Source organism: Bradyrhizobium genosp. SA-3 (assembly GCF_004212635.1).
Lineage (GTDB): Bacteria > Pseudomonadota > Alphaproteobacteria > Rhizobiales > Xanthobacteraceae > Bradyrhizobium.
The window spans coordinates 37,559-50,648 of the sequence record NZ_PSRT01000004.1 but is presented as its reverse complement, the minus strand read 5'-3'; the positions used below and the strand labels follow the sequence as shown (position 1 = coordinate 50,648).

Sequence of the window (13,090 nt, the reverse complement as noted above, 5' to 3'; positions counted from 1 at the left end):
TCTGCGTTCAGCTCGTCTGCAGGCCCGCGACGGGAGCGTTCGCGCGTGCCGGATCGATCTGCACGTTCTCGCTTGAAGGAACGATCTCACCATCGAGGATGCGATGCGCCTTCGCGCGATCGAGGTCCCCCTCCCACGAGGCGACGACGACCGTGGCAACGCAGTTTCCGACATAGTTGCCGAGCGCGCGGGCGATGCCGATGAACCAGTCCACTGACAGGATCAGCACCAGCCCGATCGCCGGGATGGCCGGAATGGCAGCCAGCGTCGCCGCGAGAACGACAATGGCCGAGCCCGGGACGCCATGAGCCCCCTTGGAGGTGAGCAGCGCGACGCCGAGGATCGCCAGGAGATCGCCCGTGGCGAGCGGCGTGTTCGTCGCCTGTGCAATGAAGACCGCCGCCAAGGTCAGGTAGATCGAGAAGGCATCCAGATTGAATGAGTACCCCGTCGGGATGACCAAACCGACCGTCGACCGCTTGATCCCGAGCTGTTCGAGCTTGCGCATGGTCTGCGGAAGTACGCTGTCGCCTGCGGCCGTGCCGAGAACGATCATCAGTTCTTCACGCAGATAGACGAGCAACTTGAACAGGCTGAAGCCCGAGAGCCGCATGATCGCTCCGAGCACGAGGACCACGAAGAAGAACACCGCCAGATAGAACAGGGCAACCAGCCCCCCGAGCTGCTTGAGCGAACCGATGCCGTACTTGCCGACAGTGAAGGCGATCGCACCGAAGACTCCGAGCGGGGCGAGCCGGACGACGAAGTTCATCATCTTGAAGATGATCTCGTTCACCCGCTCGACGAAATCGACGACTGGCCTCGCGCGCTCGCCGCACAACGACATGGCGCAGCCAAACATGATCGACACGATCAGGACCTGCAGAACATCGCCGGAGCTGAAGGCACCGACGATGGTCGAGGGGATGAGCTTCATCAGGAATTCGGAGACGCCCCCGCCGGCGACCTGAGCCGCGGTCTGGCTGAATCCGCTGAGCGCCTTGGCGTCCAACGTCCTCGGATCGATGTTCATTCCGGCGCCGGGCTGGAAATAATAGGCAAGCGCAATGCCGAACATCAGGGCGATGGTGGTGACGATCTCGAAATAGAGCAGCGAGCGAATGCCGACCCTTCCTACCTTTGAGAGGTCGCCGGCCGCCGATATTCCCTGCACCACCACACAGAACACGATGACGGGCACCAGCATCTTGATGAGCTTGATGAAGCCGTCGCCCAGGGGCTTCATCTGCAGCGCGGTGTCCGGATAGGCCATGCCGAGAGCGATCCCGGCCGCGAGGGCAACGACCACCTGGAAGAAGAGTGACTTGAAAATCTTGGGCATGGCTTTCCTCGCTCGCTGGGCTTCCATTTGTCTGGCTTGGTCGGCCTTTAGCCTTCGCCACTCTTATCGTTGGCGGCGACGTGAAGTCGCCGCGGACGGAGCTATTCGGTCGCGGCAGCACGCGCGAGGTCTCCGCCGGTCATTCGTTGACCAGCCTCGTTGCCAAGTCCAATATATAGAATGACACGATTGATAGGGTTTCACTATGGATCTGCGCCAGCTCCGGTACTTCATCGCGGTTGCCGAAGAGCGCAGCTTCACCCTCGCCGCCCGACGGCTGAACCTCTCGCAGCCGCCGCTCAGCCAGCATATCCAGGCGCTCGAGGCCGAACTCGGGACCCAGCTCCTCTACAGGACCAGCCGCAGGGTTGAGATGACGCAGGCCGGAGAAGCCATGCTGGTGCGGGGGCGCGCGATCCTGCAGCAGGTCAAAGCCACCGAAGACGAAGTCCGGTCGATAGGCGCCGGCATGGTCGGAACGCTGGATGTCGGGGCGACCGGCTCGATCCTGCGCGGGCGTCTCGCCGAGTTGCTCGCGGCCTACCGGAAGATCGCTCCGCAGGTCAAGATGACGGTGCATGAGCAGGCGCCGGCACTGCAGATCGCCGCGCTCCTTGGCCGTACCACCAACATCTGTCTCATTCGCGGCATTCCCGCCGAACGCGACCTGACCAGCAAGCTGGCGTGGCGCGAAGAGGTCGTCCTTGCCGTGCCCCGCACCCATCGGCTGGCGCACCGCAAGCGCATTGCCCTCGGTGATCTCGCCTCCGAGGATCACGTCGTCCTGGATCCGGACAGCTCGGATTTCGCCCGCTACGTGCAGAAGTGCTGTGTCGACGCCGGCTTCCTCCCAAAGGTTTCCCAGCAAGTCGTCGACGCCCAGTCGATCCCGAGTCTGATTGCCGCAGGTTTTGGTGTGGCACTCGTGCCGCAGTCGATTGCGCGGTTCACAACCACCGACATCGTGTTCCGCCCGATCAGGCCCTCGCCGCCCACGGCCGATGTGTTTCTGGTGTTCAGGGAGGACGAGACGTCGATGGTGGTGCACAATTTCATCAGGCTCGCTCTTCGATACCTCAACCACCGAAGAGCCTGAGCCAGGCCCACGTCATCGATCATGCCAGCAGGGACGCCCGCTGCTCAGACCATTGCGATAGTTTTCTTTGACCCACGTGTGTGGCCGTCATGCCGAAAGCACAGGGGCAAATGCCGATGATCGTCGACGAAGCGCGACGTGAGCTGTTGAGAATATTGGAGCGGGTGAAGGGAATCGAACCCTCGTATTCAGCTTGGAAGGCTGCTGCTCTACCATTGAGCTACACCCGCGTCACGGGCTCCCTAACACGGCCGGACGGCGGTCTCAACTGCCGCGACGGTGACTTTTCGCAGCTTGCCGGCCTTACGAACAGGCCTCGGTTCCGGCCGATCAGCCCGCCCTTAACAGCTGCGGCCCTACAGCCTATATTGAAATCTCCCGAAACCAACGAAAGGAGGTGATCCAGTGTCTTATCTCAAGCGCTGTCACCTCGCTGGGATCGCCCGCTAAGCTCTAGACAAAGCTTGGCATCGGGGCGCTCTCAGCCCTGGACCAGCGAGCAAGAAATCGGGCGCGACGGGGCACTCCCCGCCGCGCCTTTTCCTTTTCAGATTTGCCTTGATCGGGAAGGTTCGAGATCGCCCGCCGGCTCAGCCCGTGCGAAGCCGCTCGCGCAGGGCGATGGCGGCGATCAGCATGCCGACGCACCAGGCCATGACGGCGCGGTGGGGCTCTCCGGAGAGGAGCACAGTGAAGATGCTCGCAAGCAAGCACGGCGCGATGGCCTTGCCGGTCCGGCTCGCCAGCGAGAGCAGGAACGGCATCGCCGCGATCGATATTTGCAGGACGGCCATGTTGGACCAGCGTCCATCGAAGACTTCAGAAGCCGCAGATGTTGAGCGCACGCGGGCGTTTGCCGCGCCGGCTCTCCACGATCCGCTCGCCGCCGTTCTCGGCCGAGCTGCCGTAATAGCGGTGATGGCCGGCTTGATCGTGCAGATCGGTCGGCTCCGATTGCCCCGCCCGACGCGCATCGCAGATAATCTTGATGGTGTGACCCGACATTGCCGCCTCCAGCAAAAACCTTGTTGTTTGTGGTCATCAGTCGCGACCATTTCCGGGCGCGTTCACACGGCATGGCCGCAATCGGGTTTCAGGACGGTTTCGTCGCTTGCCGGCCGCGCAATATTTTGCTTCGGGATTGTCGGCACGGGCTGCCGTGCTACGTCCTTAGGGCTTGCGCAGAAAAGAACGAGGTGACGATGCTGTACGCCATCCTGGCCTATCACGTGGAAGACGAGGTCTTGTCCTGGACGCCCGAGGAGGACGCCGCGGTCGTCGCCAAAGTCATCGAGGTTCAAGCGCCCCTCAGGGCAAGCGGACAGTTCGGGCCGGCGGCCCGTCTGGATGAGACCCGAAAAGCCCGCACCTTGCGCGGCCCCGGCGCGGGCATGGTGCTGGACGGCCCGTTTGCCGAGACCAAGGAGCAGTTGCTGGGCTTCCACCTGATGGAATGCGCCACCGAGGATGAGGCGATCGCGGCGGCGCGGAAGCTGCGTGCAGTCAATCCGACGGCGGTCTACGAAATCCGCCCGGTCAAGCTTTACGTGCCGGCCGATGGGTTCGGCGCGACAACAGCGTGAGCCGCCTTACGCGCCTGGCTCGGTCCGCCCGATATAGAAGCGCTGGATCAGGAGCCCGCCGAAGGCGATGAACCAGACGAAGGGCGCGACATGCGGCGCGAACGCGGCAACGATCGTGCCCGGGATGAACACGAGCAGCGGAAACAGCGAAGCCATGATCTCGTGGCGCCAGCCGCCCAGGATCGTCCACCACAGCCAGGCATTGAGCCCGGCGATCGCGGTCAGATTCAGGCCATAGAGCACGGCGACGGCGTTGCTCGTGGCGTAATTGGTATAGAGGCCGTTGGTCACCGGCAGCAGCACGATCGAGAGCAGGAAGAACAGGTTGAGGATCACCACTCCGCGGCTGCCGACCGGCTGGCGCGCCAGCCGCCGGTGATGGCTGATCCAGAACACGCCGGCGATGATGAAGCTGAGCGCAAAGCCGGCGAGCTTGCCGGAATAGACATGGGCAAGATCGCTCCAGCCGGGGGCGCTTGTGAACACCGCGGCCTTGGGCAGGTCGTAGGCGAGCAGCGTCATCGCGACACCAAAGATGGTGTTGCTGAGCGATTCCAGCCGCCGCATCTCGAACTGGTCGGGCTTGAGCTCGGTCATGCCAGGGACACGTTTCTCGGGCTGGAACTTCGGGCCGTCTTTCCCCCTAAATCCTAAACCCGGTTTCGTCCAGCTGCATTGCGATTCGCGACGGGATCGCCGACTCTCCCCCTTTCACCGGGGCGATTCGTGGCGACATATCTGGACACGCTCAATGCGGAGCAGCGCCGCGCCGTCGAGCATGGCGTGGCCGAAGGCGCGACCGTGGGCGCCCCCCTGCTCGTCATTGCCGGTGCCGGCTCAGGCAAGACCAACACGCTCGCCCACCGCGTCGCGCATCTGATCGTCGCAGGCGCCGATCCGCGCCGCATCCTGTTGATGACGTTCTCCCGCCGCGCCGCAGCCGAGATGGCCGGCCGCGTGGAACGCATCTCCCGAAAAGTGCTCGGCGAGAACAACGCCGCGATCATGCGCGATGCGCTCACCTGGGCCGGCACCTTCCACGGCATCGGCGCGCGGCTCTTGCGCGAATATGCCGAGCGCATCGGCATCGATCCCGCCTTCACCATCCACGACCGCGAGGACTCCGCCGACCTGATGAACCTGGTCCGGCACGAGCGCGGGTTGTCGAAGACCGAGAGCCGTTTTCCGGCCAAGGGGACGTGCCTGTCGATCTACTCGCGCTGCGTCAATGCCGAGATGGAGATCGAGAAGGTGTTAGGGGTGCATTATCCCTGGTGCGCCGGCTGGGCGGCCGAGCTGAAAGGCCTGTTCGCGGCCTATGTCGAGGCCAAGCAGGCCCAGCACGTGCTCGATTACGACGATCTCCTGCTCTACTGGTCGCAGATGATGAGCGATGCGCTGATCGCCGAGGAGATCGGCGGCCGCTTCGATCACGTGCTGGTCGACGAATACCAGGACACCAACCGCCTGCAATCCTCGATCCTGCTGGCGCTGAAACCTGATGGACGCGGGCTCACCGTGGTCGGCGACGACGCGCAGTCGATCTATTCGTTCCGCGCCGCCACCGTGCGCAACATCCTGGATTTTCCGCAGAGCTTTTCGCCGCGCGCGGAAATGATCACGCTCGATCGCAACTACCGCTCGACCCAAGCGGTGCTGGCGGCAGCCAACGGCGTTATCGGCCTTGCGCGTGAGCGCTTCACCAAGAATCTCTGGACCGACCGCACCTCGTCGCACAAGCCGCAGCTCGTCACCGTGCACGACGAGGCCGACCAGGCGCGCTACATCGTCGAACAGGTGCTGGCCAATCGCGAGCAAGGCGCACTGCTCAAGCACCAGGCGGTGCTGTTCCGGACCTCCTCGCATTCGGGCCCGCTGGAGATCGAGCTGACCCGCCGCAACATCCCCTTCGTCAAATTCGGCGGGCTAAAATTCCTCGACGCAGCTCATGTCAAGGACGTTCTGGCCCTCTTGCGCTTCGCCGAAAATCCGCGCGACCGCGTCGCAGGCTTCCGCATCCTGCATCTGTTGCCGGGCGTCGGCCCCGCCACCGCGCAGCGCGTGCTGGACCAGATGGCGGAGAGCACCGATCCGCTCGCCGCGCTCGGCCAGCTCCCGGCGCCAGCTCGCGCCGGCGCTGATTGGACCGACTTTGTCCGCACGACGCAGAATTTGCGCTACTCGGAATGGCCTGTTGATCTCGAACGCGTACGGCTGTGGTACGAGCCGCATCTCGACCGCATCCACGAGGATGCCGAGACGCGCCGTGCCGATTTGATGCAGCTCGAGCAGATCGCCAGCGGCTACGCCTCGCGCGAAAAGTTCCTGACCGAGCTCACGCTCGATCCGCCCGATGCGACCAGCGACAAATCCGGTCCGCCCCTGCGCGACGAAGATTACCTGATCCTCTCCACCATCCATTCCGCCAAGGGCCAGGAATGGAAGTCGGTGTTCGTGCTCAACGTCGTCGACGGCTGCATGCCCTCCGATCTCGGCGCCGGCACCAGCGCCGAGCTCGAGGAGGAGCGCCGCCTGCTCTACGTCGCGATGACGCGCGCCAAGGACGATCTCCACCTCGTCGTTCCCCAGCGCTTCTTTGTCCACGGCCAGGCCGCCAAGGGCGACCGCCACGTCTACGCCTCGCGCACCCGCTTCATCCCGGAGCAACTGGTCTATCTGTTCGAGCGCACCGCCTGGCCGAAGGCCGCCCCCGGTGCGGCCCGCACCGCGGCGCAGGGCCCGAAGATCGACATCGGGGCGAGGATGCGGGGGATGTGGCGGTAGAGCTAAAGCGCGATGAGGTTGGGATGAATCGTCATCGCGCTTTAGGTTTTTGTCTGAGCATGATCCTTTCGGAAAACCGCTTCACACTGGATCATGCTCTAGGCGTTCAGCCTGTCGAACTGGACATTGCCTGCCTTCATCACCAGCGGAATGTGCTCGCCCTGGCCGAGCAGGCAGGAAACGTCGCGCAGCGGATTGCCGTCGACCACCAAGAGGTCCGCGATGGATTCGGGCACGATCCGGCCGAGCTTGCCTTCCATGCCGAGCACCTCGGCGCCGATCAATGTCGCGCTGGCGATGACGGCGCGCGGACCGAGAATCTCGGCCCGGATGCGGAATTCGTCGCTCTGGAGACGCTGGGACGGTCCAAGCAGATCGCTGCCGAACCCCATCTTGACGCCGGCGTCGCGGTAGATCGCGAGGGAACGCAGACCGGCGTCGCGAACATCGGCGATCTTGGCCACGCTCTCGGGCGGGAGGCCATATTGCGCACCCTCGTTCGCCAGCGCCTCATAGGTGACGAGCGTCGGCACCACATAGGCGCCCTTCTCGGCCATCAAGCGCGCGGTCGGAGCATCGACCAGATTGCCGTGCTCGATCGTGCGCACGCCGCAGCGAACGGCGCGTGCGATGGCAGCAGCGGTGTAGGCATGGGCCAGCACATAGGTCTGGCGCCCGCGCGCCTCCTCGACGATGGCGCGGATCTCGTCCTCGGAGTAGCCGAAGGCGCCGACCGGATCGGTCGGCGAGGCGACGCCACCCGACGCCATGATTTTGATCTGGTCGGCGCCCATCTGCAGCTCCTCGCGCGCCGCCTTGCGCACGCCGTCGACGCCATCGGCGACGCGTGCCAGCGCGCCGACACGCACGCAGCAGGGACACGGCGCGTCGCTGGCGAGGTAGTCCGAGCGCGCCCGCATGTCACCATGGCCGCCGGTCTGGCTCAGCGCACGGCCGGAGACGAACAGCCGCGGGCCGTCGGTCAGGCCGGTCTCGATCGCCTGTTTCAGCGCATGGCCGGCGCCGCCGGCGTCGCGGACGGTGGTGAAGCCGCGCCGGAGCATGCCGCGCAGCAGCAGCGTCGAGCGCAGCGTCACCAGCACGTTCGGCATGTGCACCTGCTGCGCCAGATTGAGCTCGACCGCCACCGCGTGAACATGCAGGTCGATCAGGCCGGGCATCAACGTCTTGCCCTTCAGGTCGATCGTCCGATCGGCCGAGACCTGGAGCGGCCGGTCGGAGACCTCCTTGATCAGATTGTCCTCGACCAGCACGTGATGTCCCTCTAAGAGGTCCGGCTGGAGCGGATCGAGCAGAGCGGCGTTCGTGAAAAGTGTGCTGGGCATGGTCGTTTCCTGTCTGGTCAGGACTGTGTGAGCAGCGCGGGCAGCGCGAGCTGGGCAAACGGAAGGCACGCCGCAACGTCGTCCGCGCCGTACCAGCCTGACTCGTGGAGCAGATTGAGCGAACCGAGCGTGCGCCCGCGCCAGCGCACGGGCATGTTGAGCACGCTCTCGCAGCCGAGCGAGGCGATCAGCTCGTGGTCGGGAAAGACGTTGCGCAAATCATCCTGGGTGCGGCCGATATAGGCCTCGCCGCGATCGAGAACGACCTCGGTCCACGGGCCTGGCGCCAGGCGCTTGCGTCCGCCGGTCGGATACGGGCCGGGGAGATTGGAATAGACCCGCGCTGCTTCGCCGCTGTCGCCGTCATAGGTCAGGATGGTGAACAGCTTGTGCCCGATCGCCGATTTCAACGCGTCGTCCAGCGCCGAGAACAGGGCATTCGGCTGCTCCACCCTGCCCTGCGCGGCCGCCACATTGCAGAGCAGCGGATCGGCCTGGCGTCTCGCCTTCCTCATGCGACTTCACCCGCCGCAATCTCCTCCAACGAGCGGCCCCGCGTCCGCACGCCCATCAGAACGACGGCCACCGCGCCGATCAGCAGAACGCTGGTGGTGATGCCAAACACGCCGGCAAAGCCGAAATTGGGATAGAGATAACCGACCAGGATCGGCGAGACGATCGCGCCAATGCGGCCGATCGCGGAGGCGAGGCCGGCGCCGGTGGTCCTGACCGGCGTCGGAAACACTTCCGCCGTATAGGCATAGACGCCCGCATAGGTGCCGTTCATGAAGAACGACAGGCAGATGCCCGCGAGCATGATCTGCTGGTCGCTGTGCGCGAAAGCGAGTCCGAGCGCGCTGGCGCCGCCGAGCACCATGTAGGACGCGATCGTCGCCTGCCGGCCGACGCGCTCGTTGAACCAGGCGGCGCTGAAGTAGCCGGGAATCTGCGCGCAATAGATCGCGATCGAATAGGCGAAGCTCTTGGTGATGCTCATGCCGTTCTGGACCAGAAGGCCGGGAATCCAGACGAAGAAGGAATAGTAGCTGAAGGTGATCGCCAGCCACATGATCCAGGTCATGATGGTGATGCGCGCCTGCCGGCCGGCGAGCAGCGCGGCGAAATTGGCCAGCAGCGTTCCCCCGGTGACGGGCGGACTGACCGCATCGACGACCGGCTGCGACAGCGCGTGACCCTCACGGGCGAATCCGGCTTCGATCCTGTCCAGCACGGCTTCGGCTTCCTTGCCTCTGCCGCGGCTTTCCAGCCAGCGCGGCGATTCCGGCAGCGCCCTGCGCCACCACAACAGCATGACGACCGGCACGGCGGTGATCACCAGCACGATGCGCCAGCCGTTTTCATAGGCGGGAACGATGAAGTAGCCGAGCAAGGCCGCCGCGACGAAACCGAAGGAGAAGAAGCCGGCCAGAGCGCCGGTGAAGCTGCCGCGGAAGCGCCGCGCGACGAACTCGGCGAGATAGGGCGCGATGATCGCGCTCTCGGCACCGGTGCCCATGCCGGCGACGACGCGGGCGGCGAAGAAGGATGGCCACGTGTCCACCGCCGCACTCACGATCGATGCCGCGCAATAGAGCGCCAGCGCCGACATCATCACCGCCCGGCGGCCGATCAGGTCGCCCAGCGTGCCCGCCAGCAACGCGCCGAACAGGAAGCCGATATAGGTGCTGCTGCCGAGCACCCCGATCTCGACGCTCGACAAATTCCAGGCCGTGCGCAGCACCGGCAGGATGAACGCCAGCACGGCCGCGTCCATCGCGTCGAACATATAGCCGAGCCCGCCCATCAACAGCAGATGCGTGTGGAAGCGCGCGAATGGAAGGCGCTCGATGCGCGCCGATATCATCGACATGAAAGTCCCCCTCGATTGTCACGGGCCCGGCGCGCCGCTCGGGAGGGAACCATAGACAAAGTGACATTATCGTCATAATTTATAATTATGATCTGATATATCACTGTGGTGAATGTTCGTGTCGTTCCGCGCGCTCGACCTCAACCTCCTGAAAGTCTTCGAGGCGCTGATGACCGAGGGCAGCGTCACGCGCGCGGCGAATGCGTTGCGGATGACCCAGCCAGCGGTCAGCAACGCGCTCGCGCGGCTGCGCGACGCGCTCGGCGATCCCCTGTTCGTGCGAGCCGGCACCGGCATCCGCCCGACCCAGCGCGCCGTGGTGCTGTGGGAGCCGATCGGCGAGGCCCTCGAAAGCGTGCGCGGTGCGCTCGACGAGCAGGTGTTCGATCCTGCCCGTGCACAGACCGAATTCAGCCTGTCGATGTCGGACTACGTCTCCTCGCTGGTGATGCCGAATCTGCTCGGCCATCTCGGCAAGGTTGCGCCGAAGTCGCGCGTCCACACCGTGCCCAATACTGTCGTCGAGATCGCCGATCAGCTCGAGGACAACAGGGTCGATTGCGTGCTCAGCGTCTATGTCAACGAAGCGCAGCAGCCGGCCGCCATCCGCTCGCGCTCGCTTTGGACAGTCGACTACGCCTGCTTCATGCGGCGCGGCCATCCGCTCGCGGCCCAGAAACGGCTCAGCACGCGGGCCTTCCTCAACGCGGGGCACGTCGATGTGAGTCTCGCCGGCAAGACCTTGCCGTCCTACGATCTCTTCCTGGCCTCTCGTGGCCTATCGCGCAACCTGGTCGCGACCGTCAATCACTACAGCGCCGCCTACGAGGTCGTTCGCCAGTCCAACCTGATTGCCGTGCTGCCGAGCGACCTGCGCTCGCAATCCCGGCATGCACCGTTCCTGCACGCCATGCCGCTTCCGCTTCGCGCGCCGCCGCGCATCGTCAGCCTGTTCTGGCACCAGCGCAACGACACCGTGCCGGCGCAGCGCTGGCTGCGCGAGACTCTGGTCGGGATGTTCGCCGAGGCCGACTGAACACGCATCTAACACCCTCCAAAAAGGAAACGGTGCGTTTCTCGAAGCAGCATTGTTGCACCGGCCGCCGCGGCCTAGCTCCACCGCAAACGACCCCTCCCTCAATGACAGCCACCAGCTGCGCCCACAGAGACCTCATCGATGACCGCACCGCTCGAATTCGGACTGGATACCTTTGGCGACGTCACCAAGGACGCCTCCGGCGCGATGCTTCCGCATGCGCAGGTGATCCGCAACGTCGTCGATGAAGCCGTGCTGGCCGACGAGCTCGGTCTCGACTTCATCGGCCTCGGCGAACACCATCGCGCCGATTTTGCGATCTCCTCGCCCGAGACCGTACTCGCGGCCGTCGCGGCGCGCACGAAACGCATCCATCTCGGCTCGGCGGTGACGGTGCTGAGCTCGGACGATCCGATCCGCGTGTTCCAGCGCTTTGCCACGCTGGATGCGCTCTCGAATGGCCGCGCCGAGGTGATCCTCGGCCGCGGCTCGTTCACCGAATCCTTTCCTTTGTTCGGCTTCGACCTGCGCAAATACGAAGAGCTGTTCGAAGAGAAGCTCGACCTGTTCGCCGCGCTCTTGTCGCAGCAGCCGGTGACCTGGGAGGGCAAGCTGCGTCCGCCGCTGAAGGACCAGCTCGTCTATCCCCCTGTCGAGAACGGCACGCTCAAGACCTGGATCGGCGTCGGCGGCAGCCCGCAATCGGTGGTGCGTGCCGCGCATTACGACCTGCCCCTGATGCTCGCGATCATCGGCGGCGACCCCGCGCGCTTTGCGCCCTACGTCGAGCTCTATCACCGCGCGTTCAAAGAGTTCGGCCGCCCGGCACAGCCGATCGGCGTGCATTCGCCCGGCTATATCGCCGAGACCGACGAACAGGCGCGTGAAGAGTTGTGGCCCGATTACAAGGCCATGCGCGACCGCATCGGCAAGGAACGCGGCTGGCCGCCGATGGGCCGCGACGAGTTCGTCAGCGAAGCCGAGCACGGCTCGCTCTATGTCGGCTCGCCCGAGACCGTTGCGCGCAAGATCGCCAAGACTGCAAAGGCGCTTGGCATTTCGCGCTTCCAGCTGAAATATTCGGCAGGTCCCTTGGCGCACGAGAAGCTGATGCGCAGCATCGAGCTTTATGGGCGCAAGGTGGTGCCGATGGTGCGGGAGATGATCGGGTAAAGTCTGCCTTCGGTCTACGACCTCGCGCCCTGCTTCATCAGCCCGAGCCTGCTTGCGCCGACATAGAGCGAGAGCACGGCGGCGTTCGAGACGTTGAGGCTCTTGATCTCGCCGGGCATGTCGAGCCGCGCCACGACGCTACAGGTCTCGCGGGTCAACTGCCTGAGGCCCTTGCCTTCGGCCCCTAACACCAGCGCCAGCGGCTCACGCAGCGCGACGTCGCTGAGATCCTCGCTGCCCTCACTGTCGAGCCCGACGGTCTGAAAGCCGCGCTCGTTCAGCGCAGTGAGCGCGCGGGCGAGGTTTTGTACGGTGATGAGCGGCACGAGCTCGAGCGCACCGGAGGCTGCCTTGGCGAGCACGCCGGTGGCTTCCGGGCTGTGACGCGCGGTGGTGACGATCGCCTTCACCGCAAAGGCCGCGGCGGAGCGTAGGATCGCGCCGACATTGTGGGGATCGGTGATCTGGTCGAGCACCAGCACCATGCCTTCCTGCTTCAAGGTCTCGATGTCAGGCGAAGGCAGCGGATCGGCTTCCGCAAGCAACCCCTGATGCACGGCGTCTGGCGACAGCAGACGGTCGATCTCCTGGGGCCGGACGATCTCGGGCGCGATGCGGGTTGCGATGTTTTCGTCGGCGAGCCGCCTTGCGGCGTTCTCGGTCAGCGTCAGCTTGCGGATCCGCCGCTGCGGGTTGGCGAGCGCCATCGTGACGGTGTGCCAGCCATAGAGGATGACAGGCCCGTCGGGGTGCGAATCGCGGTCGCGCCAGGCCGGACGGCCGGCCGATTTCCCGGGCCTGTTGAAGGGCTTAGCCCCGCCGCGAGCCCCCTTGGGGCCGAATTTTCGATCCTTCATGGG

Annotated in this window: 13 protein-coding genes and 1 tRNA gene; 5 read left to right on the top strand and 9 right to left on the bottom strand. The window is 64.9% G+C overall.

Translation table 11 applies throughout. The features are described from left to right. Positions 1-7 precede the first annotated feature (7 nt). Positions 8-1,342 carry a C4-dicarboxylate transporter DctA gene (locus CWO91_RS01980; protein WP_130212030.1) on the bottom strand — a complete coding sequence of 445 codons (1,335 nt, stop codon included), beginning with the start codon at positions 1,340-1,342 and terminating at the stop codon, positions 8-10. A gap of 205 nt (positions 1,343-1,547) precedes the next feature. Here CWO91_RS01980 and CWO91_RS01975 point away from each other — a divergent pair, with 205 nt between their 5' ends. After that, a complete protein-coding gene (locus CWO91_RS01975; RefSeq protein WP_130212029.1) occupies positions 1,548-2,438 on the top strand; it encodes a LysR substrate-binding domain-containing protein in 891 nt (296 codons plus the stop codon). 156 nt (positions 2,439-2,594) lie between these two features. Here CWO91_RS01975 and CWO91_RS01970 read toward each other — a convergent pair. The 3 genes from CWO91_RS01970 to CWO91_RS01960 all read right to left on the bottom strand — a co-directional run bounded on the left by CWO91_RS01970 (position 2,595) and on the right by CWO91_RS01960 (position 3,443). After that, positions 2,595-2,668, bottom strand: a tRNA-Gly gene (locus tag CWO91_RS01970). A gap of 360 nt (positions 2,669-3,028) precedes the next feature. Then, entirely contained in the window at positions 3,029-3,232 is a 204-nt protein-coding gene (locus CWO91_RS01965) for a hypothetical protein (protein ID WP_130212028.1), read from the bottom strand. Positions 3,233-3,257: 25 nt separating this feature from the next. Continuing rightward, on the bottom strand, positions 3,258-3,443 hold the full coding sequence (locus CWO91_RS01960) for a hypothetical protein (RefSeq protein ID WP_130212027.1): 186 nt from the start codon (positions 3,441-3,443) through the stop codon (positions 3,258-3,260). Between the two features lie 197 nt (positions 3,444-3,640). Between CWO91_RS01960 and CWO91_RS01955 the strand changes: the two genes are divergently transcribed. Beyond that, the gene (locus CWO91_RS01955) at positions 3,641-4,021 is read left to right on the top strand and encodes a YciI family protein (RefSeq protein ID WP_130212026.1); all 381 of its coding nucleotides are present in this window, start codon (positions 3,641-3,643) and stop codon (positions 4,019-4,021) included. A 6-nt stretch (positions 4,022-4,027) separates the two neighbouring features. Here the strand turns inward: CWO91_RS01955 and CWO91_RS01950 are convergent, their stop codons facing one another. Then, positions 4,028-4,618 (bottom strand): TMEM175 family protein, encoded by a 591-nt coding sequence (locus CWO91_RS01950; RefSeq protein WP_130212025.1) that lies wholly within the window; start codon positions 4,616-4,618, stop codon positions 4,028-4,030. Positions 4,619-4,747: 129 nt separating this feature from the next. On the opposite strand from CWO91_RS01950, the gene CWO91_RS01945 reads away from it, so the two are divergent. After that, a complete protein-coding gene (locus tag CWO91_RS01945; RefSeq protein ID WP_130212024.1) occupies positions 4,748-6,805 on the top strand; it encodes an ATP-dependent helicase in 2,058 nt (685 codons plus the stop codon). A gap of 98 nt (positions 6,806-6,903) precedes the next feature. Here CWO91_RS01945 and CWO91_RS01940 read toward each other — a convergent pair whose 3' ends face one another. From CWO91_RS01940 to CWO91_RS01930, 3 genes are read right to left on the bottom strand one after another with little or no spacing between them, the layout of a single operon-like run. Next, positions 6,904-8,151, bottom strand: coding sequence for a metal-dependent hydrolase family protein (locus tag CWO91_RS01940; protein ID WP_130212023.1), 1,248 nt, complete (start codon positions 8,149-8,151; stop codon positions 6,904-6,906). Positions 8,152-8,168: 17 nt separating this feature from the next. Beyond that, positions 8,169-8,666 (bottom strand): GAF domain-containing protein, encoded by a 498-nt coding sequence (locus CWO91_RS01935; RefSeq protein WP_130212022.1) that lies wholly within the window; start codon positions 8,664-8,666, stop codon positions 8,169-8,171. Further along, positions 8,663-10,021 carry an MFS transporter gene (locus CWO91_RS01930; RefSeq protein WP_130212021.1) on the bottom strand — a complete coding sequence of 453 codons (1,359 nt, stop codon included), beginning with the start codon at positions 10,019-10,021 and terminating at the stop codon, positions 8,663-8,665. The genes CWO91_RS01935 and CWO91_RS01930 overlap by 4 nt, the downstream gene beginning before the upstream one ends. A 112-nt stretch (positions 10,022-10,133) precedes the next feature. Here CWO91_RS01930 and CWO91_RS01925 point away from each other — a divergent pair, with 112 nt between their 5' ends. Together CWO91_RS01925 and CWO91_RS01920 are read left to right on the top strand one after the other, a co-directional pair. Continuing rightward, a complete protein-coding gene (locus CWO91_RS01925; protein ID WP_130212020.1) occupies positions 10,134-11,057 on the top strand; it encodes a LysR family transcriptional regulator in 924 nt (307 codons plus the stop codon). A gap of 141 nt (positions 11,058-11,198) precedes the next feature. Beyond that, positions 11,199-12,230 carry an LLM class flavin-dependent oxidoreductase gene (locus CWO91_RS01920; RefSeq protein WP_130212019.1) on the top strand — a complete coding sequence of 344 codons (1,032 nt, stop codon included), beginning with the start codon at positions 11,199-11,201 and terminating at the stop codon, positions 12,228-12,230. 14 nt (positions 12,231-12,244) lie between these two features. On the opposite strand, the gene rlmB is transcribed toward CWO91_RS01920, so the two are convergent. Further along, entirely contained in the window at positions 12,245-13,087 is an 843-nt protein-coding gene (gene rlmB / locus CWO91_RS01915; RefSeq protein ID WP_165405178.1) for a 23S rRNA (guanosine(2251)-2'-O)-methyltransferase RlmB, read from the bottom strand. Positions 13,088-13,090 lie beyond the last annotated feature (3 nt).

What these genes read in the sequence shown, in the direction of transcription:
- CWO91_RS01960 (WP_130212027.1), bottom strand. Translation starts at nt 3,443, where the DNA reads ATGTCGGGTCACACCATCAAGATTATCTGCGATGCGCGTCGGGCGGGG.
- CWO91_RS01940 (WP_130212023.1), bottom strand. Translation starts at nt 8,151, where the DNA reads ATGCCCAGCACACTTTTCACGAACGCCGCTCTGCTCGATCCGCTCCAG.
- CWO91_RS01935 (WP_130212022.1), bottom strand. Translation starts at nt 8,666, where the DNA reads ATGAGGAAGGCGAGACGCCAGGCCGATCCGCTGCTCTGCAATGTGGCG.
- CWO91_RS01980 (WP_130212030.1), bottom strand. Translation starts at nt 1,342, where the DNA reads ATGCCCAAGATTTTCAAGTCACTCTTCTTCCAGGTGGTCGTTGCCCTC.
- CWO91_RS01925 (WP_130212020.1), top strand. Translation starts at nt 10,134, where the DNA reads ATGTTCGTGTCGTTCCGCGCGCTCGACCTCAACCTCCTGAAAGTCTTC.
- CWO91_RS01950 (WP_130212025.1), bottom strand. Translation starts at nt 4,618, where the DNA reads ATGACCGAGCTCAAGCCCGACCAGTTCGAGATGCGGCGGCTGGAATCG.
- CWO91_RS01920 (WP_130212019.1), top strand. Translation starts at nt 11,199, where the DNA reads ATGACCGCACCGCTCGAATTCGGACTGGATACCTTTGGCGACGTCACC.
- CWO91_RS01965 (WP_130212028.1), bottom strand. Translation starts at nt 3,232, where the DNA reads ATGGCCGTCCTGCAAATATCGATCGCGGCGATGCCGTTCCTGCTCTCG.
- CWO91_RS01930 (WP_130212021.1), bottom strand. Translation starts at nt 10,021, where the DNA reads ATGTCGATGATATCGGCGCGCATCGAGCGCCTTCCATTCGCGCGCTTC.
- CWO91_RS01955 (WP_130212026.1), top strand. Translation starts at nt 3,641, where the DNA reads ATGCTGTACGCCATCCTGGCCTATCACGTGGAAGACGAGGTCTTGTCC.
- CWO91_RS01975 (WP_130212029.1), top strand. Translation starts at nt 1,548, where the DNA reads ATGGATCTGCGCCAGCTCCGGTACTTCATCGCGGTTGCCGAAGAGCGC.
- rlmB (WP_165405178.1), bottom strand. Translation starts at nt 13,087, where the DNA reads ATGAAGGATCGAAAATTCGGCCCCAAGGGGGCTCGCGGCGGGGCTAAG.